Below are 21,076 nucleotides of genomic sequence, written 5' to 3'. Positions count from 1 at the left end.
TTTCAGTTCCCGGCGAGGTTGAGCTCGATACGGCTGGCGCTGGCGCCGGCCGGCTGCGACTGTCCACGGGGCACCGCGCGCGGGAGCCGGACGACGAACGTCGTGCCGCGCTCCGCGTCGCTGTCGACGTCGATCGTCCCGCCGTACATCGCCACGGTGCGAGAGACGAAGCTGAGCCCCAGGCCCACGCCGGTCGTCGGCTTCGTCGAGAAGAACGGCTGGAAGATCTTCGACAGGTTGTCGGCGGAGATCCCGTCCGCGTTGTCGCTGACGGTGAGGACCTGGAACTCCCCCTCATCGACCGTCTCGATCCGCACCCGCCGGCCGCGGCCGTCGTCGACAAGGAGCAGCGCGTCGCGCGCGTTCAGGACGATGTTGTTCACGATGGAGTCGAAGTGCGACTCGTACCCGAGGACCGCCGAGCCGCCGCGGATGTCGAGCTCGACCGACACGCTCTGACGCGCGAACTCGTCGCGGTGCCGCGCCGCGACCGACTCGACGATGCGGCGGAGGCTCACGACCTCGTTGCCGACGAGCGCGACGCCGAGCTTCGAGTACTCCAGGATGCTGTTCGTGACGCTCAGCGCGCGCGCCGTGCAGTCGCCCACCATGCAGAGCACGCTGTCCAGCGTCTCCTCGGCCTCCTCGATGTCGCCCAGCCGGGCGAGGACCGGCTTGAGCTTGCCCTCGGGGATGTCGTCCTTGAGCAGGTCGAAGAGCTCACCGAGCCGGGCCGCGTTCTTCGCGCACAGCGTCTGGCCGCCCTGGGTCACCGACCCGAGCACCATCGCGGCCCCCGAGAGGGCGTTGCGCATCTCGTGCGCGAAGCCCCCCGCCATCTGGTTCTCGACCGCCTCGCGCTCCAGCCGGACGATCGTCGCGTGGGCCTCCTCGAGCTCCGCCGTGCGCTCGCGGACCTTCTGCTCCACGCCGGTGTAGAGCTTCGCGTTCTCGATGGATATCGCCATCTGCGAGGACAGCATCGTGAGGAGCTCCAGCCGATCCTGGGTGAACGTGCCGGTCGCGGTGTTGTTCTCGAGGTAGATGGCCCCGTAAAGGCCGCTGTGGTGGATGAGGGGCGCGCACAGCACCGACCTGGGGCGGCGCAGCGCGACGTAGTCGTCGCGCTGGAATTGCCTGTCTGTCGAGGCGTCGGCGAGGACGACGCTCTCGCCCGTCCGCGCGACGTACTGCACGATCCCGGCCGAGACGAGCGGGCGATCGCGCGCCGCGGCCTGGTCGAGGAGCAGCCCCGGGAAGCGCGCGTCGTCGCGGCCGTCGGTCCAGTCGACCTCGGCCTCGACCCGCAATCCGTCGCTGTCGTGGAGCACGAGGCAGCCGCGCTGGGCGCCGGCGTTCTCCATGGCGACCGACATGAGCTTGACGAGGAGCCGGTCGAGCACGATCTCCCCGGAGATCGCCTGCGCGGCCTTCAGCACCGTCCGCAGGTCGAGGCGGGACGCGCCGAGCGAGGTCGTCGTGACGAACGTCCGCGAGGGCGCGACCCCCGGTGATCGCTGCGAGACCGCCTCGCGCGGGGCGAGCTCTGGATACCGCTCCGCCAGGTCCTGCGCCTTGCGGACGGCGCCCCAGAGGTTGTAATTGTAGCTCGCGTCCGCGAGGTACACGCGCGCGAGCTTCTCCTTGCCCTGCGCGAGCCAGAACCGGCCCGCCAGCTCGCAGGCCACCGCGGCCTCGTTCACGTAGTCGTGCTCCGACGCCGACGCGATGGCGCGATCGTACAGGTCCAGGGCCTCCGCCACGCGGCCGTCGAGCCGCGCGAGCTCGGCCTCGACGAGCAGGTGCCGGTGCAGGAAGTTCTCGGCGCACGTCTCGGACAGCGACCTGAGCTTCGCCTGGTTCTCCGACACCTTGGCGCGATAGCGCTTCTTGTCTTCGGGCGAGGCCGCCGGGTAGAGCGCCGTCATGGCGAGGGAGTAATAGAAGGTGTGCAGCGGCGTGAACACCTTGCCCGTGCTCGCGCCGAGGGTCGGCTCCGTCTCGGCAGCGTGCTTGTAAGCGAGCTCGTATTCGCCGAAGACGAAATAGAGCATGGCCTGCGCCGTATGGATGTAGTTGACCGTGTTGAAGTTCCTCGTCGCGTACAGGCCGGGGAGCGCCTGCTCGGCGTCGAAGAACTCTCCCTTGATCTTCGCCCCGAGCTCGGACCTGCCGGTGAGGTTCCGGATGACCTGCCGCCACACGCTGAGCTGGTTGATGACCTGCTCTTGCTTGAACTTGAAGACCTCCTCGATGTACCTCTCGAACATCGACTCGAGCTCGAGGAGGTTCTGCCCGGAGACGGCGCCGCAGACGAAGGCGTTGATCAGGCAGTACGCGGCGCTCTCGGCGTCGCCGTTCTCGGCGTAGCTCAGGTATCCCTCGATGAGCGGCGCCTGGCTCTCGCGCGCCGGACGGTAGAAGTGCCGCGAGAGGCCGTAATAGAAGTTGTAGACGCTCGCCTTGTAGAGCGGCTCGTCCCGGCGCCGGTGCACCTCGATCGAGAGCTCGCCGAACTGGGCTCCCGTCCTGATGTCGCCCACGCCGGCGTTGACGAGGACGCTGAACGCCGCGAGCGCATAGGACGAGAGCGGCGACTCGCCGTGCTCCATCGTCAGGTCGAGCGCGCGGCAGATGAAGAGCCCGAGCATCTCCGGCGCGGCGAAGTACGACGCGTGGATCGCGCGCCGGAGGATCACGAGCGCCGCCTGCTTCGGGGCCTCCGTCATCGGGGGGAGCTCGGCGAGGCGCCCCTGGCCGAGCGCGGCGACCTGCTTCGTCGTCTTCGTGTAGGCGTCGAGGAAGTCCTGCATGCCGGGGCTCGCGGGGAACGCCTCGCCGAGCTGCGCGAGCGCCTCCACGGCGGTGTCCACGGCCTCGCGGAACTCCGCCTGGGTGTGGTGATAGAGGATCAGGAGCTCGTAGAGCTTGCTCCTGCTCATCACGTCGCGGATCTCGCCCAGGGCCGCGTCCACGAGCTCCTTCATGGCGCGCCAGTCGGCGTTCATGCACGCGGCCTCGGCGGCGCCGAGGTGCAGCGCGCTCGTCAGCGCGTGATCGCGCTGCCAGGCGCCCGCGGGCAGCAGCGCGAGGCCCTCGGCGAAGTAGCCGCGCGCGGCGTCGAAGGCGGCGGAGAGCAGCGCGCGCCGGCCCGCGAGGAGGTTCAGCTCCGCGAGGCGCCTCCGCTCGGCGGCGTCGCTCAGGAGGTCGGCGCCGCGGTTCAGGTGGTAGACGATGTCGAAGACCTCCTCCACGGGGTCGCGCCCGCCCAGGCTCCGCAAGAGGAGCCGGCCGATGTCGGCGTGGAGGCCGCTGCGCTCGTCCTCCTCGATCATGGCGTACGCCGCCTGCTGGACGCGATCGTGGAGGAACCTGTGGTCCGGGAAGACGAGCGGCGCGCCGAGATCGTCCGGGGCCGCGGGCTCCATCGGCGACAGCGGGACGATGAGGCCCTCGTGCAGCGCGGGCAGGAGGTGCCGGTGGACCTCGCCGCGCGTCGCCTCGAGGATGACAGCGAGCCTGTCCAGATCGAAGCGGTTGCCGAGGCATGACGCCGACATGAGCGCTCGCTGCGTGTCCGCCGGGAGCCCGCGGAGCTTGCCGATCATCAGGTCGACGACGTTGTCCGTGATGTTCCTGGACTCGATGTAGGCGACGTCCCATGTCCACGCCGCGCGGCCGGCGTCGTACCGCAGGCATCCGGTCTGGTGCAGCGTGCGGAGGAACTCGTTGACGAAGAACGGGTTGCCGCCGGTCTTCCGCGCGACCAGCGCGCCGAGCGGCGTGACCGCCGCGGCCTCGGCGCGCAGCGCGTCCGCGAGCATCCGGCAGACCATCTCGGTGCCGAGCGGCCCCGGGGAGATCTCGCGCACGACGGCCCCCTCGCGTCGCAGGGCGGCGAGCGCGGCCGAGAGCGGGTGAGCGGCCCCGACCTCGTTGTCGCGGTAGGCGCCGATCACGAGCAGCCCGCGCAGCTCGGCGTCCGTCATCAGGAGCTCGATGACCCGGAGCGACGCCGCGTCGGCCCACTGCAGGTCGTCGAGGAAGACGGCCAGCGGGCGCTCGGCGTCGCAGAACACGCGGACGAAGTTCTGGAGGACGCGGACGAAGCGGTTCTGGGACTCGGCGGGCCCGAGCGCCTGGACGGGCGGCTGCTCGCCCACGATGAGCTCGATCTCCGGGATCACGTCGACGAGGACTTGCCCGTTCACCCCGAGCGCCGCCTTGATCTTCGAGCGCCACAGCGCGAACTGCGCCTCGGGCTCGGCCACGATCTGCCGCACGAGGTCGCGGAACGCGCTGGTGATCGCGGTGTACGGGGTGCTCCGCTTCAGCTGGTCGTACTTGCCGGCGACGAAGTACCCGCGCGCCCCGGTGATCGGCTTGTACAGCTCGTGCGCCAGCGCCGACTTGCCGACCCCCGAGTACCCGGCGATGAGCATCAGTTCGGTGCCGCCGCGCGCGACGCGATCGAACGCCTCGAGCAGCGCCTCTACCTCGAGCTGGCGCCCGTAGAGCTGCTGCGGGATGCGGAGGTCGCCGGAGGCGTCGGCGCGGCCCAGCGGGAACGGGGCGATCTCGCCCGCGGCGTCGAGGCGCCGCTGGCACGCCTCCAGGTCGTGGAGGAGGCCCGCCGTGCTCTGGTAACGGCCCTCGGCCGTCTTCGCCATGAGCTTCATTACAACGTCCGACAGGGCCTCCGGTACGCTCGGGCATCGCGCGCGCGGCGGGGTGGGATCGAGGGCGATATGGCAGTGCACGAGCTCCATGGCGTCCGCCGCGCCGAAGGGCGGGGCGCCCGTGAGGAGCTCGTAGAATGTGGCCCCGAGCGAGTAGAGATCGGTGCGATGGTCGAGCGCCCGGTTCATGCGGCCGGTCTGCTCGGGAGAGATGTAGGCGAGGGTCCCCTCGATCACGGTGGGGCTCTTGCTCGACAGCTCCTCCCGCGAGAGCCGCGTCGAGATGCCGAAGTCGATGATCTTGACCGTACCCGCCTCGCGGTTGAATACGATGTTGGAAGGATTGATATCCTTGTGTATAATTCCGTCCTCATGGACGTCGTGGAGGGCGCGCGTGATCCCGATCGCGAGGGGGAGGAAGTTCGCGGCGTCGAATCGGCCGTTTTGCACGTTTTGCAGGTGGTGCGCCAGCGAGTGGCCTCCGAAATCCTCGAGGACGAGGAGGAGCCCTCTCTCGTTCCGGCACAGGTCGAGCGCCCCGACGACGCCCGGCACATGCAGGTTGCGGAGCACCGCGTATTCATGCCTGTAGCGCGTGAGCTCCGTCTGGCTGGGATAGTCTGTGCGCAAGAGCTTGAGGATGACGGGGCGCTCGTCGCCGGCGCACCGGCCTCGGTAGACGAGCGAATTGCCGCTCTCGTAGATCTTGGCGACCGCTTGATAACCGGAGATCGTCAGCATCATTCCCCTTGACTGACGTGGACGTGCCCTGGCGGCACGGCGTGGCCGGCGGTGGTTGTGTCCCGGATGATACCACGAGGACACGTTGCGGCAGGGCGAATCTCGCCGTGGCGGGGTGCGTGGATGTCTGTCCTTGATGCCTGTTCTGGTCCGAGGTGCTGCCGCGGTATCCAGGCAGGTGAGGTCTCTGGACAGGCCGATGGGGCGACGAGCCGCATGGAGATGAGTGCCTGCGCACCTGCGGTGACGAGTCGCAAAGGGAGGAGCACGCTGCCCGCACCTCCCGACTGTGCAGGAGAGGGGATACGACGTGGGTGAACCTGTGCGTCTGGCGCCTTTGACGGCGCCGTTCGGCGGGGAGCCGGTGGCCGCCGTCGTGTCATGGCGTTCCGGAGGAATTCACCTCGGAGTGTCTGGAAGCGACAGCGAAGGGGAGAGTCGCCGGAACATTTCTGCTCTTCGTGGAATGCTTGCGTTGCAATGCATGCGAGACGTAGCTTGATGCCATGTCGATACGATGCATGCGAGTCGCCTGGTCGCTGATTCTCGTCGCCTTGCCCGCGGGCTGCACTGGAGAGTCGGGCTCGACGGCGAGCGGCGGCGGCGCGGGGGCGTCGAGCGCGAGCGGCGGCGGCGCGGGGGCGTCGAGCGCGAGCGGCGGCGGCGCGGGGGCGTCGAGCGCGAGCGGCGGCGGCGCGGGGGCGTCGAGCGCGAGCGGCGGCGGCGCGGGGGCGTCGAGCGCGAGCGGCGGCGGCGCGGGGGCGTCGAGCGCGAGCGGCGGCGGCGCGGGGGCGTCGAGCGCGAGCGGCGGCGGCGCGGGGGCGTCGAGCGCGAGCGGCGGCGGCGCGGGCGGCGATCCTGGGCCAGGCGCGTGCGGCGTCACCCAGGACCGTATCCGCATCACCGAGATCGACGTCGGAATCCGCGTGATCAACAGCGAGGACGAGGCCGCGCTGATGCCGCTCGTCATCTCGCCGATGCCGTCCGGCGGGTCGCGCCTCGCATGGATGAGCGACGACGATCAGGTCCACGTCGTCCAGCTCGACGCAGGTGATCGGGCCGTGGGCCCCTCGCTCGGCCTGCCGGCGAACGATCTCGCCGATCTGGTCGCCGATGACGCGGGCGGCGTGCTGCTGCTCACCCGCGACGCCGAGGGCGGCGGAACGTTGAATTGCGGCGTACCGGCGAACCTGTGCGGCACGCCGCCGTCCCCTCCGGTCCCCTGCCACGACATGTACATGGTCCGCTTCGACGGCGCGCGCGAGACCTGGGCGACCAAGCTCACCAGCTCGAGCGCCGCGCTGCCGCCCTACTCGACCGGCCCCACCGGTCCCAGCGTGTTCATGATCTGGTGGTACGCCCACCACGGCCGCATCGCCTTCGACGGCGCGCGCTATGCGGCCTATTTCGGCGCCGCGATCAGCGTCTCGCAAGGGGGGTGCATCAACATCCACCAGGGCGATCGCATGAAGGTCGTCGACGCCGGCGGGGAGCTGCAGCGGGACGGCTTCGACTGGGGCTGCAGCCACAGCGGCTACGAGCGCATTATCTGGGACCCCAGCGCCGGCAAGTTCGTGACGGTGTGCAAGACCGACAACAACAATCGTATCGCGCTCGCGCCCGATTACACGACCATCGCTCCGGTCGATCTCGCCTACTCGAACCTGGGTAACCTCGTGACGGCGAAAGGCGGCGGCTACTGGCTCACGACGAGCGATATCCGCCCGGGCCAGCCGGCGGGCTCGAACGGGCTCGCGGACGTGCGGCTGCTCCACTTCACCGACGGCGCTGCGGACAAGGACATCACGATCGCCGACGACGCGGGCCTGAACCACCGCGCTCCGCACCTGGCCGCCTACGGCGGCTCGCGCCTGCTCGCGGCCTGGGAGAGCACCCCGCGCGCCGGCGATATCGCCCGCAACGACCCGGAGCGCACGCTGTACGTGCAGACGCGCGATCGCGCCACCGGGGAGGCCGAAGGCGCGCCGCTGCAGGTCGACGTGCTCGGCAATCGATACCAGGACTTCGCGGCATTCCCCGACGGAAGCGTGGCCTTCGCGGCGCCGGGCAGCACGAGCACCAGGATCCGGGTGCTGCGCATCCTGCCCTGCGGGTAACGTCACGAAGGCGCGCTGGAGACGGCGCAGGCGGACGGCGGGCGCGCCCTGGCTCAGGCGGCGCTCTCGACGGGGCTGAGCTTGCCGCGCTCCACGCCGGAGCTCGCCGCGACACCGGCGTCGACGCGCGCGGCGAGCATCGGGCGGAACGCCGCGCGGTAGGCGAAGGCGAGGTAGAGCTCGAGGGCGAGGATGAGCCAGGCGGCCGGGCTGGGCGGCGTGAGGAAGGTGTGGAAAGCGACGATGTTCACGACGATGGGCGCGAGGAGCGCCAGCGCGAGCGGGACGTAGCGGTTCGAGAGCAGCAGGGCGCCCGCGACGACCTCGGTCCCCTTGATCAGCGGGAACATGTAACCGGTCGCGGCCAGCGCGGCCCCGAAGCTGGCGGCGGCCTCGGGCGCCGGGGGTTGCGGCAGGAACTGCAGGAAGCCGTTGAGCCCGAAGACGAAGAACACGAGCCCGAGGAGGGTGCGGGCAGCGGCGGGAGCGAAACGCTTGACGATGTTCATGATGAGCCTCGCTGAGGTGAGGCGGGCTCTCCGGCTCGGAGCGCCCGCCTCCTCTCTATGGGCGCGCGCCGAGCCAGGTGCTATTGTGCAACGGTTCAACTCAGCGTTGCGTTTTAGCAACCTGCCCTCGCCACCTGCCTGCCTTCGCGACCTGCGCCACCTGATCGCGCGCCCGACCGAAGCCGCCCAACCCTCGTGAGGTCCCCGCATGCCCGGCCCCCGCACGGCCGCCCGAGCGCAGTCGCCCCGATCGCCCCAGCTCGACGAGATCGCCGCGTTCGTCAAGGTGGCGGAGCTCGGCTCGTTCACGGCCGCGGCCGCGCAGCTCGGGGTCCCGAAGTCGACGGTGAGCCGCGCGGTGACGCGCCTGGAGGAGGGCCTCACGGTGCGGCTCCTCCACCGGTCGCCGCGCGCCGTCGCGCTGACCGAGGCGGGCCGCCGCTTCTTCGGCGACGTGGCGCCCCACATCGCCGGCCTCCGCGACGCGGCGCAGGCGCTCGACGCCTACCAGGGCCAGCCGCAGGGCCTGATCCGGCTCAGCGCGCCGCCCGACGGCGGCGAGTCCTTCGTGGGCGACCTGCTTGTCGAGTTCTGCGCGCGGTATCCGCTGCTCTCCGTGGAGGTGGACCTGTCCTCGCGCCGGGTCGACCTGCTGCGCGAGGGCTTCGACGTCGCCATCCGGGCGACGCTCGATCTACCGGACTCCTCGCTTGTCGCGCGCAAGCTGCTCGACTCGCACCTGCAGCTCTTCGCCGCCCCTTCGTACCTCGGGCGCCGCGGCCTGCCCCGCGCGTTCGACGAGCTGGTCGACCACGAGCGGGTGGTGTTCGTCCCGAGCGCCCGGCGCGGCCAGTGGCCGGTCGATGACGCGAGCTCGGTGCGCGACGCGATGTCGACCGGGCGCATCGTCACCGACAACGTCCAGCTCATCCGCGCGGTGCTCCGCGCGGGGGGCGGCATCGGTCCGCTCCCGCGCGCCTTCGCCGCGGCCGACCTGGCGAGCGGGCGCCTCGTCCATGTGCTGCCCGAGTGGTCGCAGCGCGCGGGGGCCGTGTACCTCGTCTATCCGAGCGCGCGGCACGTGGCGCGGAACGTGGCCGTGTTCCGCGACTTCGTCCTGGCCTGGGTGAAGCGGCTCGCGTGACCGGGGCGCCCGCGCGCCGACGGGCGCCGAGCGCTGGCGCGGCGCTGCGATGGGGCAGGGGATCGGCGATCTCGCGCGGGCGCCGCGACGCGCGAGATCGCGCGTCGGGCACGCCGGAGATGGATAATGATGATGCCTCTGGCGGAGCGCGGGCCCATCGGCGGCAGCGGCGCATGGCCGTGTTTCGCGGCGCTCCCGGCTTGGATACGCTATCTCTCGCGCTCGCCCGCTTTGCGCGTGGATCCGGGGCCGAGCATGCTGTTCTTCGAGGCCTCGCACCCGCCATGTACCGAACCGCTGCGTCCCTCCCGCCCGAGCCGCCCCGCGAATGGCAGCTCATCGTCGAGGCCTACCTGTACGAGCACCTCTCGGTGCCCGAGGCCTGGCTCGCGCGCGCCGGGGGCACGGTCGCGCTGCTCGTCGGCGCGCGGATGCTCGCGCCCGAGCACCACGGGGAGAACCGCGCCTGGCTGTTCGGCGACCTGCGGCGGGTGGAGGGCCAGCGGCCGCCGCTCGTCGCGCCCACCTCGTTCGGCCTGGAGCGCGTGTGCGCGCCGGGCGAGGCGGAGGCCGCGCCGCGCCACGTCGCGGTCTGCCCCTGGCCCGACGCGGCGGGCATGACGCTGGCGGGCATCGCGCGCTACCTGCCGGGCGCGCGCTTCGAGATCGGCGCGGCGGCCGAGGTCGCCGCGCAGCTCGCGCGCGTGCGGCTCGCGGTGCCGCACGCCGGCTTCACGTACGCGCGCGTCGTCGTGTTCGAGAGCGGCGAGGTGCGCGTCGCGCCGCCCCTGCCCGAGACGGAGCGCTCGGCGACGCCGAGCTATACGGGGCTCGAGTACCTCGATGATCTGGGGATCGGCGCCTTCCTGATCCAGGGCCGCGAGGGCCTCGAGCCCGGCTTCGGCGTCGCGTCGGCGCTCTTCGAGCTCGTCGTGGGCTTCGGCGAGGCGGGCGCCGCGGCGAAGCGCCAGCTCCTCGACGCCGCGCTCAGGGCGCCGCGCGCGCACCCGCTGCCGTCGGACTTCGGGGTGCGGAGCCGCGAGATCGACGCGCTCGTCGCGCGGGGCACGTCGGGCGATACGCCGCTCTCCGAGCTGGCGCAGGCGCTGGCCGCGCTCAGCCTGGCGCTCGACGGCGCGACCGCGCTCGGGCGCGCCGTGCGCGCGAGCGCCGCCGCGGCCGCGCCGTCGCCGCCGCACAGGCAGACGCGGGACGGGAAGCGCGGTTACCTGCTGTTCCCCGACGTGCAGGCGCTCCCCGTCGGCGCCGGCTGGCCGGCGGTGGCGCCATGAAGAGGCCGCGCCGCCGATGGCCGCGGCGGTCGTCTACGCCATTCCACCATGACGCCATTATGCCGTTCGAGCCTTTCCGGGCGTGCGGGTCACGGGGCCTGGAGGTCCTGATCGGCGCTCTTGAACCAGCGCGTCGCGACGCGGACCGCGTTCGTGGCCGCGCCGAGCCGCAGGTTGTCCCCGACCACCGTGAGGCACACGCTCTTCCGGTCGCGGTCCCGTGCATCCGGGCGGATCCGCCCGACCAGCGCGCGGTCGCGGTCCTGCACGCAGTGGAGCGCGCTCAGGCCCTCGCCCGCGGCGCCGGCGAGGTGCTTCACATAGGGCGACTGCGCCGGATCGCTCAGGAGGCTCGCGACGCGCTCGAGGTCCACCGGGCGCTCGAACGTCACCCACGCGTTCTCGTAGTGGCCCACGGCGACGGCGACGCGGCAGCACTGCGCGGAGATGCCGAGCTCGGGCATGCCCAGGATCTTGCGGCTCTCGAAGATGAGCTTCCGCTCCTCCGAGGAGAAGCCGCTCTCGTCGGTGCCGCCGTTGTGCGGGACGGTGTTGGCGGCGTAGCCCGAGAGCTTGAACGGGAGGCCCAGCCGGTCGAGGGCCTGGTAGCCGTCGCGCGCGTCCGCGATGAACGCGTCGAGGGCGGCGATGCCGGCGCCGCTCACCGCCTGGTAGGTGCTCACCGTGACCGCGCTCAGCCCGAACTCCCGGCGCAGGGGCGAGAGCGCGAGCGTGAGCGGGATGGTCGTGCAGTTCGGATTGGCCACGAGCCGGACCGAGTCGTCGACGATGCTCGAGTTCACCCCCGCGGCGACGAGCGGCACCTTCGGGTCGGCGCGGAACGTGTTGCTCTTGTCGATCACGCGGTACCCGAGGTCGAGCAGCCGCGGCACGTACCGCTTGCTGTGCTCGTCATCCAGGGCCACGAACGCGAGGTCCCCGCGGGGCGCGTCCTGCGCCTCGAGCCGCGACGCGCTGAGCACCTCGTACGACTTGCCGTCCAGGGTGAGCTCCTGGTCGCGGCTCGCGAAGAGGGCGAGCGTTGCGCCGGGCCAGGCCCGCGCGATGAGGGTGATGGTCTCGCGACCGACGAGGCCCGTAGCGCCGAGGATGCAGATTCGCATGAAGGCGCTCTTTACCAGACCGGGGCCCAGCCGACGAGGGGCCAGTGGGCGGGCGCGGCAGGGCGCCCGCGCGGGGGCCCCACCAGCGCGCCGCCGCCCAGGCCCCCGGAGGGGCGCGCATCGCCCGGGATCGCCCGGGATCGCCCGGGATCGCCCGGGATCGACGGACGGCGAGGCGATGGCGCCCCGGACGGCGCAGAGCGCCATGCCGGGCGGCATCGTGGCGGGTTGTTACGGACGCGCGGGCGCGGCGGCGCCGACCTGCGCGGGCGAGCGCGCCGCCGGCTTCGCGGGGCGGATGGGGCGGCCTCTCAGATGATCGTGCCCGGGGGCACGACGGCGTTCTTCGGGACGACGACGATGCCCTCCCGGGCCGCGTAGTACTCGGTGTCGGAGTCCTCTCGATCGGGGATGTTGCGGATCACCACCCCCTCGCCGATGCGCGCGTTCTTGTCGATGATCGCGCCGTCGATCCTGCACCCCCGGCCGATGCCGATGGGCGGGAGACCCCTGCTGCTCTCGGGGCCCTGGGCCTGGAACAGGAACTCGTAGTCCGCGCCCATCATGACCGTGTTCGACATCGTGACGTGAGGCCCGATCGAGGAGAGCTGCCCCACGATCGACCGGGAGATCTTCGACTCGATGATCCGGCTCCCCTCGGCGAGGAGCACCTGGTCGAGGACCGAGCCGGCGCTGACGTGGGCCGGGGGGAAGAACTGCGGGCGGGTGTAGATCGGCCGCTGCGGATCGTAGAAGGAGAACGGAGGATTCGTGTCGGTGAGGGCGAGGCTGGCCTCGTAATAGCTCCGGATCGTGCCGATATCCTCCCAGTACCCGTCGAACGTGTAGGTCACCATCCGGTGGCTGTCGAGCGCGCGGGGCAGGATGTGGTTGCCGAAATCGGAGGCGTTGTCGCGCTCGAGCATCTCGTAGAGCGCCTTCGCGCTGAAGATGTAGACGCCCATCGAGGCGAGCCACGGGTACTTCGGATCGGGCAACCGCCGCACGCCGTCGAGCAGCTTCATCTCCTTCGGCTTCTCGACGAACTTGATCACCCGCCCGCTGTCGTCGGTGTCCACGATGCCGAGGCGCGACACCTCGGCGGTCGGGACGGGCCGCACGGCGAGCGTGACGTCGGCCCGGGTCTCGCGGTGGTGCTCGAGGAAAGGCTCGTAGTCCATGCGGTAGAGGTGGTCGCCCGAGAGGATCATGACGTCGCGCGGGTTCGGCGACTTGACCTCGCCCAGCTGCTTGCGGACCGCGTCGGCGGTGCCCAGGTACCAATCGCTGTGGTCCGGCGTCTGCTCGGCGGCGAGGATCTGCACCGCGCCCGCGGAGAAGACGTCGAATCGATACGTCTGCGTGATGTGGTTGTGGAGCGAGACCGAGTTGTACTGCGTGAGGATGTGAATGCGATTGAAGCCCGAGTTGAGGCAGTTGCTGATCGGGATGTCGACCAGTCGGTACTTGCCGCCGGTCGGGACGGCCGGCTTCGAGCGCAGCTTGGTGAGCGGGTAGAGGCGGCTACCGACGCCGCCGCCGAGGATCAAGACCACCACGTCGTTGTGCTTCAAGCGGACCTCCGCAGGTGAGGGGGACGGTTCGACGTCCGGAGCGATGGGCGCGACTAGACTAGCCGATCCTCGGGATCGGTCGAGCGAATACCATGCTGCGCGACGTGGTTGCAACCCTCGCGATCACCGGGTGATCTCAGGGCAGGTGGCGCGGCGGGCTCCGGCGCTGCCTCCGCCGCGTCAGGGCGGTGATCGGACGAGAGCGCGACAAACTGCCAAGGCGGCAAGGACGCCGAGAAAAGGAAGTCTCGGGGCCTCCTCGCGCCTTGGCGATCTCTTCCTTCATGGCGTGTCTCGCTCGGCGCGCACGCTATCGGGGCGTCGCGTCATTCCTGCGGCCGCGCGCGCGGGCCACGCGAGCCGCCGGGCGAGAGGACGGCGGCAGCTCCGCCGGATCAGCGCGTGCCGCCGGAGCCCGGGGCGCTGCCCGTGGCGCCGGGGCCCGCGCCCGGGCTCTGGGTGCCGGTGCCGGTGCCGGGCGTTCCACCCTTCTTGTTCGGCGGATTGCCCTGCTGCGAGCCCGTCGTGGGCGACTGCGTGCCGCTGCTCGTGTCGCCGCGGAAGCCGCCGGGGACGCCGGCGCCCGTACCCGTGCCCGGGGTCCCGGTGCCCGTCGCGCTGCTGCCGGTGCCCGTCGTCCCGGTACCCGGGGCCCCGGTGCCCATCATGTCGCCGGTGCCGGCGCCGCCGGGACCCATCTCCGTTGGGGCGAGCAGGGGCGAGAGCGCAAGAGTGTGAACGAGAGTTCGCATGGTGATCTGTCTCCTCGCTACCGCCCGAGATGGGCGTGGTAGCGGGCTGAAGCGAGCTCCGTTGTCCCGAGTCTCGTGGACAACGGCAATCCGTGGGTGTGAGCGCCGGCGGCGGACTGCACGAGGCGAGCCAGCCGCACGACAGCCGCGGAAAACAGGCTGCTCCATTGCGGCGTCGTCACGGCGCCATCGCGAGCTCTGCCGAGCCTTCGCGCGGCGGCGCTCTGCCACGGGCGTGGCGCGATGGCCGGGGCCGCCGGCGAGCTCAGCGGCAGCGCGACGGGCGGGCGCGTGAGCGCTCGCCTTCCAAGGCGATAGCCCCCGTCTGCTCCTCGACGCTGAACGCGGTGATCCGCGGGTCCGGCGAGGTGTCGACGCGCACGGCCACCGAGAGCGCGCCGCGCTCGCAGCGCAGGCCGAAGCGCGCCGACGTGGCGCTCTCCACCATCGCGGAGCCGTCGAGCGCGCACGGGCCCACCCTCGCGCCGACGTCGCGCAGCTCCTGCCGCAGCGACGCGAGGTGATCCTCGGGGAACCAGCCGGGCCGGAGCCTGCGATCGAGCAGGTCCGTCCGCGCTCGGCCGATGACCGAGGCGACCGCCTGCGCCGCGCGCCGCACCGACGGGGAGGGCGGGACGACGCGCGCGACCATCGCGCCGGTCGCCACGAGCCTGCCGAGCACCTTCGTGTTGAGCGACTCGAGATCGGCGCCGGCCACGTTGGCGAGCGCGACGACGCCGACGCCGCGCTGCGGGAGGACCATCACCGAGGCGGAGAAGCCATCGATGAGGCCGTTGTGGAAGACCACGTGGCCGAGGTCGCAGTCCTCGCGCACGTGCCAGCCGAGCCCCGGGCCGTCGGCGCCGCCGGCCGCCGGGAACGCCGAGCCGTTGCGCGCCATCATGTGCGACTCGCGCACGGTGCTCCGCCGCAGGACCCCGGCCTCGGGCGCGTCGCGGGCGGGCCAGGCGGCGAGCTGGAGCCCGATGAATCGACCCATGTCGGAGAGGCTCGCGTAGAGGCCCGCGGTCGACTCGGAGGCGCCGAGCCGCCACGGCTGGATCGGCGTCACCGCGCCGCCGACGCCGCGCGCGTGCGGCGACGCGAGCGCGCCGGCCGGCACCTGCGAGGCGTCCCACGCGGCGTCGCGCATGCCGAGCGGCGCGAGCAGCGCGTCGCTCATGTAGCGCCGGTACGGCACGCCCGCGGCGCGCCCGACGAGCAGCCCGAGGAGCGAGTAGCCGAGGTTCGAGTAGGACGTCTCGGTGCCGGGCGCGCTCTCGAGCCCGAAGCCGTCGAGGGTGGCCAGGATCTCGCGCTCGGTGACGTCGCGCGCCGTCGACGCGGGGGAGAACACGCCGAGCCGGGGCAGGCCGGAGCTGTGCGTGAGCAGGTCGCGCACCGTCATCGGCCGCGAGTCGCGCGTCGGGTAGACGACGCCGGCGAGCGCGGGCAGGTAGCGCGCGGCCGGGGCGTCGATCGACAGCCGCCCTTCGTCGCGGAGCCGCAGGATCGCCGCCGCGGTGAGCGCCTTCGTGATGGAGCCGATGCGGAAGCGCGTGTGCTCGTCGACCGCTCCGCCCAGCGTGACGTCGCGCACGCCGATCACCTTCTGGATCGCGAGCTCCTCGTCGATGACGACGCCGAGCGCCAGGGCGGGCAGGCGCTCCCTCTCGGCGGTGCGCTGCGCCAGCGCCTGCACGTCGGACGTCGCCGCGCGGAGCTTCCGCCCGCGCTCCGGATCGACGAAGCGGGGCGCCGGCGCGGGCTCGCTGGCAAAGCGCTGGAGGAGCGGCGCGGGGGCCGCAGGCCGGACGGCCCGCGGCGCGGGCGCGGTCGACGCGCACGCGCCGAGGAGCGGGAGCGACGCGGAGAAGGCGGCCGCCGCGAAGCGGACGGCGAGCTTGCTGTCAATCGTCCTCAAGGCGGAACCGTGATTGTCGCTCCTCAATCACGACCCGACAATTCGAAAGCAGCAGGCGCGCGGTTTCTGTCCTCGACTATTCCATTGAAGGTGGATGGGAATGGCGACCTCGACGCAGCCCGGCGTAGCTCTCCCACCGTGTGGTGTGGCCGGCGCGCGGGTGATTTGAGGGGTCGCGGGGGTCGCGGGGGTCGCGGGCTCGCTCGTGCCCGCGACGGTGCACGCCTACGCCCCCGCGAACCGGTCCCGGAACGCCCGGTAGTTCGGCTGGTCGGCGGCCCGGTCGTACACCGCGAACACCACGCGCGAGAACGCGCCGCGGAAGCGCGGGTGCCCGAGCCACAGGGCGAAGACGTCGGCGACCTCGACCGGGTCGTTGCGGAAGACGCCGCACCCCCAGGCGCCGAGCACGAGGCACCGGTGCCCGTGCGCGCCTGCCGCCGCGAGCACCATGGCCGCGCGGCGCTCCAGGGCCGCGCGGATGTCCTGCTCCGACCCCTCGTCGCGCTGGAGCGCCTCCCCGGCGTTCGGCGCCGGCACGGTGATGATCGACAGCGCGAAGGGCCGCTCCAGCAGGGCGTGCTGCTCGTCGCGGAAGAACGGCACATCCGGCGAGTAGATGAGGTGGTCGGTGTACAGGAGGCTCCCCGAGGCGCGGTTCTGGTCGTAGTAGTCGCGCTGCTCGACCAGGCAGGCGTAGAGCGCGGAGCACCTGGCGAGGTCCTCTTCCTGGGCCTTGGCCCCGCGCAGGAAGCCGCCCCCGGGGTTCTTGCCGGACGCGAAGTTGAGGATCGCCACGCGGCCCTCACCCTCCTGCTCGACGAGCCGCCGCCCGGCCGCCGCCGTGGTCTCGCCGGTGACCTCGATCGTCGCCGGGCGCTCGAGGCGCTCCTTCGGCTCCCAGGTGTCGAGTGAACCGGGCCGGTAAAGCACGCTGCCCTTCACCGCGGCGAGCACGCGATCGCGGATGCGGATCGTCGCGCCCGAGGGCGCGGCGTACTCGCCTCGGCTCGCGAACTGCACGGTTTCTGCGGCGACGCTCGTGAGTTTCATGCCGCCAAAGATTCGCGAGTCGCGGCCGAACGTCCAGCGAAACGCGCTCGGCCGCGGGGGCGGGCTCACGTGGCGCGCTTCATCGCGCGGCCTGGGTCCAGCGTGTTCATCCAGTACACGGCGGCCGGCAGGCGCGCCATTCTCCGCGCCATGCCGGACACGACCTCCCCCGTCCTGCCGGACGCGGCTCCCCCCGTCCTGCCGGACGCGGCTCCCCCCGTCCTGCCGGACGCGGCTCCCCCCGTCCTGCCGGAGGCGACTTCGTCGACGCGACCCTCGCGGCGAGCCGCCACCCTGGCGGGCGTCGCGGCCATCGGCCTCTGGGGCAGCTTCACGCTGCTCGCGACCTCGGTGAGCCGCCTGCCGCCGCTCCAGGTGCTCGCGTCGACCTTCGCGATCGCGGCGCTCCTCGGCGCGGCGCGGCTCGCCCGGCGCGGCCGGGGCGGCCTGGGCGCGCTCCGCCAGCCGCTCGGCGGGTGGCTCGTCGGCGTGGGCGGCCTGTTCGGCTACCACGCGCTCTACTTCTACGCGCTCACCGCCGCGCCGCCCGTGCAGGTCAGCGTCATCTCGTACCTGTGGCCGCTGCTCATCGTCCTGCTCTCGGCGGCGCTCCCCGGTGGCCGCCTGCGCTTCAGGCATGTGGCCGGGGCGCTGCTCGGGCTCGCGGGCGTCTGGACGGTCCTCGCCGCCGGAGGCGCCGTCCGCCCGAGCGCCGCGCACGCGCCCGGCTACCTGGCCGCGCTCGGCTGCGCGCTCATCTGGTCGACGTACTCGGTGCTCCAGCGCCGCTTCGCCGACGTCCCCGCCGACGCCCTCGCGGGCCCCTGCGCCGCGACCGCCGTCCTCGGCCTCGCCGGGCACCTCGCCCTCGAGCGCACGGTCGCGCCCACGGCCGGTCAGGCGCTCGGCCTGCTCGCGCTCGGGCTCGGCCCCGTGGGCGTCGCGTTCTTCGCCTGGGACCACGCGACGAAGCACGGCGACGTCCCGCAGCTCGGCGTGCTGTCCTACGGCGCGCCGGTCCTCTCGACGCTGCTCCTCTGCCTCGCCGGCCACGCCGAGGCGAGCCCCCAGCTGCTCGCCGCCTGCGCCCTCGTGACCGCCGGCGGCCTCGTGGCGACCGCGCGATCGACCGCCAGCGCCGCCTGAAGAGCGAGACAGCGTCCCTCGCTCGCTCCGGCGCTGCCGCGGGCTGGAGGTGGACACCGGCGCGCGCGCGGCCGCCTTCTCGTGCATTTCCCCTCCGTCGCTTTGCGCCTCTGCGTTGATCGGACGCGCTCCAGCTTGCGAAGCGAAGCGAGCTTCTCTCGATCGCCGCATGCCGGCTTGTAAACGTAAGCCATCTACCCTTGAGCGCCGCCTGCCGGCAGGTGCGCGGCTGTCTGCTTGCGCAGAACGGGTGGGAAGCGGCGATTGAAGTGAGGTGCTTTACGTCAATGTGCCACCGAACGGCGATGTGGAGTGATGTCGATTACATCGAAGTGCCGCCCGGCGGCGGTCTGGAGGAAGATGGCTCACATCGAAGTGCCGCCCGGCGGCGGTTTGAAGGAAGATGGCTTACGTCGAAGTGCCGCCCGGCGGCGGTTTGAAGGAAGATGGCTTACGTCGAAGTGCCGCCCGGCGGCGCGCGCCGGCAGTGAGCTTGCGCCGAGGTGCCGCCGGGCGGCGCGAAGCTACGGCAGCTCGTCGCCGAGGAGGCCCGCTGTCGCGCTCGGCGTCGCGAAGACCTCCTGCTCCTCGTCGGCCGACGCCCATCGCCCCGCGCACATCAGCGCGCCCCCGAGGATCTCGGGCTGCGCTGCCGGGCGCACCTGCACGTCGTCCGCGTGAACGCTCACGTTGACGTGCACGCGCGCGTCCGCCCCCGCGCGATGGACCACCGCCTCGTGCAGCGCCGTCGCGACCTGGAGCGCCGCGCGCCGCGCGCTGCGCTCCTCGTCCGTCCCGGCGGGCAGGAGACGCACGCCGAGCACCTCGTTGCCGGTCGTCGAGGCCAGGATGAACCCCGCGCGCTCGAGCTGCGACTCGGCCGCGTCGAGCACCTGCCCGATATCGGCCGCGAGCGCCTCGTCGAGGTCGTCGGAGTCGCCGCGCGTCCGCACCTCCAGGTACACGCCCACCGCCGGCTGCGCCGGATCGGGCCCGCCCCTCGCCCCCGACGCGGGCTCGCCGATCGCCTCCCGGAGCGCCCGCACCAGCTCCTCGACCGAGCCGAACCGCCGCTCCCGACGCTTCTCCATGCAACGCAGCACCACCGCGTCGAGCTCGAGAGGAAGCGGCACCCGCAGGCTCGGGGGCATCGGCGGCTCCTCGAGGTGCTTCCGCACCATCTCGTCCATGTCATGGGTGTGGAAGGGTAATCTTCCGACCAGCATGCGATGGAGAAGCACGCCGAGCGCATAGACATCCACCCGCGCATCAATGGGACCGCCCAGGATCTGCTCGGGCGCCATGATGGATGGCGTCCCGGGCATTCTTCCGGCGGTGGTCAGCCAGGTCGAGCCCTCCTCGGGTCCCATCAATTTCGCGATCCCGAAGTCGAGCAGCTTCACGCTTCGTGGTTTGCCGGAGGAGATGAAGATGTTGCTGGCCTTCACGTCGCGGTGAACGATTCCAGCGGCGTGCGCGGCCCCGAGCGCCGCGCAGATGGGCTCGAACAGCTCGAGCGCCTCCCGGGGCACGAGCCGCGTTTCGGCCCTGATCAGCGCGTCGAGCGTCATCCCCTCCAGACGCTCCATCACGTAGAACGGCTGGTGGTCGTTCAGCTCACCCACTTCGTATATTTCTACGATATTGGGGTGGGAGATCAGCTGCAAGGCCTCGATCTCACGTGCGAATCGCTCGACCACACGGCGCGAATGAGCTACCGCCTCGCTCAGCACCTTGACCGCGGCGGGCTTCCCTGAACGAGCGTGCCTCGCCGCATAGACGACGCCGCAGCCGCCGCGCGCGATGAATCCTTCGAGGATGTATTCGCCGGCCAGCGTCCCCGCCGGGAGCTCGCCGCGCGCGCTGGTCCGCTCGAACTCCGAAAACGGCCTCGTCTCGTCCTCTTTCGCCATCTCGCCTCACCGCGCGGCGCGTCACGGGGCCACCGGAGCCGCGCGGCCATGCGGGCCATCGGGACGACCGGGGGACGCCAGCGCGCTGCTGTCCCCTTCGAGGAAGATATTTGATGAACCGGCACACTCAGGAGCGTTTCCAAATGGTAACTTAAACTTGGCCGTCACTCGACCTGAAACGCCTGGACCCATCATCGAAAGGGGGAACGAGATGTTTCTTTACTGTCCACGAGCTGTTGCGCTCCTCGCAATACCTCTGGTTACTACCGCCTGCATCGGGGCCGAGCTCGACGCCGAGCTCGACGAAGAGGCGGCGGAGCCAATCGGGGAGGCCGAGGACGCCGTCGTCAGCCGCAACAGCATGCTCCCCAATGCGCTGACCAAGAACGCCCTCAGCGCGATCGCGCTCAACCCCGCTGCGCTCAGCCCGAACCCGCTCACCTGGGCCGGGCTCAGCTCGAACGCGCGCGCAGCCCTCCAGAATCCTGGATCGAACGGCGCCCTGTCAAGGGAGCTCTTGCGGTACATCGTCAGCTGCGCGCTCCGGCCGGACCAGTCGTTCTCGTTCTCGTGGAACGATAGAGGGGCCGTCCGTTCAGAGACCTACCGGGGCGACCTCGGCATCGCGGACTGGTGGGTGTACGGCCCGCTGGCCGATCCCTTCTACCAGCGCTGGATGTCGGGGTGCCTCGCCTCGCGGACCAACTGGTACGGCGTCTCGGTGCTGATCTCCCTGCGCTCCAGTCAGCCGTTCATGTCCTCGGGCGCGGCGGAGCGCGACAGCTACACGGTCAGAGAGGGCGCGTTCTGGGGGAACCTGTTCAGCTCGACGCCGTATCTCCGCGCCTGCTACTCGCCCGCGGGCGTCGCCCGCGCGCGGGCCCTGCAGCGTGACTGCGCGGCCGGTCACGTGGACGTGGACCCCGCGACCGGGGCGACGACCACCCAGGCGTGCGGTCCTATCGCGATCGTGGGCTCCTGCGATACCGTGTGCAACGGTGTGAGCACCAACGGTGGGTTCTACTTTCAATGTCTCGAAAACCCCGCGATCTCGTCCACAGTGCGTACGGACCAGGTGGTCACGTCGTTCCTGCCGCCGTAGGAGCGG

The 21,076-nt window shown here is 71.6% G+C and carries 13 protein-coding genes; 5 read left to right on the top strand and 8 right to left on the bottom strand.

Annotation, left to right across the window (positions count from 1 at the left end):
- Window positions 1–2 precede the first annotated feature (2 nt).
- Window positions 3–5,420: a trifunctional serine/threonine-protein kinase/ATP-binding protein/sensor histidine kinase gene (locus WMF28_RS27225; protein WP_437604320.1), complete on the bottom strand. Its 5,418-nt coding sequence runs from the start codon at window positions 5,418–5,420 to the stop codon at window positions 3–5.
- 521 nt (window positions 5,421–5,941) lie between these two features.
- Here WMF28_RS27225 and WMF28_RS27220 point away from each other — a divergent pair.
- The gene (locus WMF28_RS27220) at window positions 5,942–7,537 is read left to right on the top strand and encodes a hypothetical protein (RefSeq protein ID WP_437596241.1); all 1,596 of its coding nucleotides are present in this window, start codon (window positions 5,942–5,944) and stop codon (window positions 7,535–7,537) included.
- A gap of 53 nt (window positions 7,538–7,590) precedes the next feature.
- Here the strand turns inward: WMF28_RS27220 and WMF28_RS27215 are convergent, their stop codons facing one another.
- On the bottom strand, window positions 7,591–8,046 hold the full coding sequence (locus tag WMF28_RS27215) for a DoxX family protein (RefSeq protein ID WP_437596240.1): 456 nt from the start codon (window positions 8,044–8,046) through the stop codon (window positions 7,591–7,593).
- 208 nt (window positions 8,047–8,254) lie between these two features.
- On the opposite strand from WMF28_RS27215, the gene WMF28_RS27210 reads away from it, so the two are divergent.
- Together WMF28_RS27210 and WMF28_RS27205 are read left to right on the top strand one after the other, a co-directional pair.
- Window positions 8,255–9,190, top strand: a complete 936-nt coding sequence (locus tag WMF28_RS27210) for a LysR family transcriptional regulator (protein ID WP_437596239.1) — start codon at window positions 8,255–8,257, stop codon at window positions 9,188–9,190.
- Window positions 9,191–9,474: 284 nt separating this feature from the next.
- Window positions 9,475–10,482: a hypothetical protein gene (locus tag WMF28_RS27205; protein ID WP_437596238.1), complete on the top strand. Its 1,008-nt coding sequence runs from the start codon at window positions 9,475–9,477 to the stop codon at window positions 10,480–10,482.
- An 89-nt stretch (window positions 10,483–10,571) separates the two neighbouring features.
- On the opposite strand, the gene WMF28_RS27200 is transcribed toward WMF28_RS27205, so the two are convergent.
- The 5 genes from WMF28_RS27200 to WMF28_RS27180 all read right to left on the bottom strand — a co-directional run bounded on the left by WMF28_RS27200 (window position 10,572) and on the right by WMF28_RS27180 (window position 16,909).
- Window positions 10,572–11,606 carry an aspartate-semialdehyde dehydrogenase gene (locus WMF28_RS27200; RefSeq protein WP_437596237.1) on the bottom strand — a complete coding sequence of 345 codons (1,035 nt, stop codon included), beginning with the start codon at window positions 11,604–11,606 and terminating at the stop codon, window positions 10,572–10,574.
- A 311-nt stretch (window positions 11,607–11,917) separates the two neighbouring features.
- On the bottom strand, window positions 11,918–13,180 hold the full coding sequence (gene glgC, locus WMF28_RS27195; RefSeq protein WP_437596236.1) for a glucose-1-phosphate adenylyltransferase: 1,263 nt from the start codon (window positions 13,178–13,180) through the stop codon (window positions 11,918–11,920).
- 395 nt (window positions 13,181–13,575) lie between these two features.
- A complete protein-coding gene (locus WMF28_RS27190; protein ID WP_437596235.1) occupies window positions 13,576–13,932 on the bottom strand; it encodes a hypothetical protein in 357 nt (118 codons plus the stop codon).
- Between the two features lie 265 nt (window positions 13,933–14,197).
- Window positions 14,198–15,856, bottom strand: a complete 1,659-nt coding sequence (locus WMF28_RS27185; RefSeq protein WP_437596234.1) for a serine hydrolase domain-containing protein — start codon at window positions 15,854–15,856, stop codon at window positions 14,198–14,200.
- Between the two features lie 225 nt (window positions 15,857–16,081).
- Window positions 16,082–16,909, bottom strand: coding sequence for a TIGR02452 family protein (locus tag WMF28_RS27180; RefSeq protein ID WP_437596233.1), 828 nt, complete (start codon window positions 16,907–16,909; stop codon window positions 16,082–16,084).
- A gap of 69 nt (window positions 16,910–16,978) precedes the next feature.
- Here WMF28_RS27180 and yddG point away from each other — a divergent pair, with 69 nt between their 5' ends.
- A complete protein-coding gene (gene yddG, locus WMF28_RS27175; RefSeq protein ID WP_437596232.1) occupies window positions 16,979–18,055 on the top strand; it encodes an aromatic amino acid exporter YddG in 1,077 nt (358 codons plus the stop codon).
- A gap of 524 nt (window positions 18,056–18,579) precedes the next feature.
- On the opposite strand, the gene WMF28_RS27170 is transcribed toward yddG, so the two are convergent.
- Entirely contained in the window at window positions 18,580–19,968 is a 1,389-nt protein-coding gene (locus WMF28_RS27170) for a serine/threonine protein kinase (RefSeq protein ID WP_437596231.1), read from the bottom strand.
- 361 nt (window positions 19,969–20,329) lie between these two features.
- Between WMF28_RS27170 and WMF28_RS27165 the strand changes: the two genes are divergently transcribed.
- The gene (locus WMF28_RS27165; RefSeq protein ID WP_437596230.1) at window positions 20,330–21,070 is read left to right on the top strand and encodes a hypothetical protein; all 741 of its coding nucleotides are present in this window, start codon (window positions 20,330–20,332) and stop codon (window positions 21,068–21,070) included.
- The last annotated feature ends 6 nt before the right edge of the window (window positions 21,071–21,076 follow it).

The organism is Sorangium sp. So ce590 (assembly GCF_051521365.1).
Classification (GTDB): Bacteria; Myxococcota_A; Polyangia; order Polyangiales; family Polyangiaceae; genus Sorangium.
Note: the sequence above shows the minus strand (reverse complement) of the source record. Positions and strands in the feature narration are given on the sequence as shown.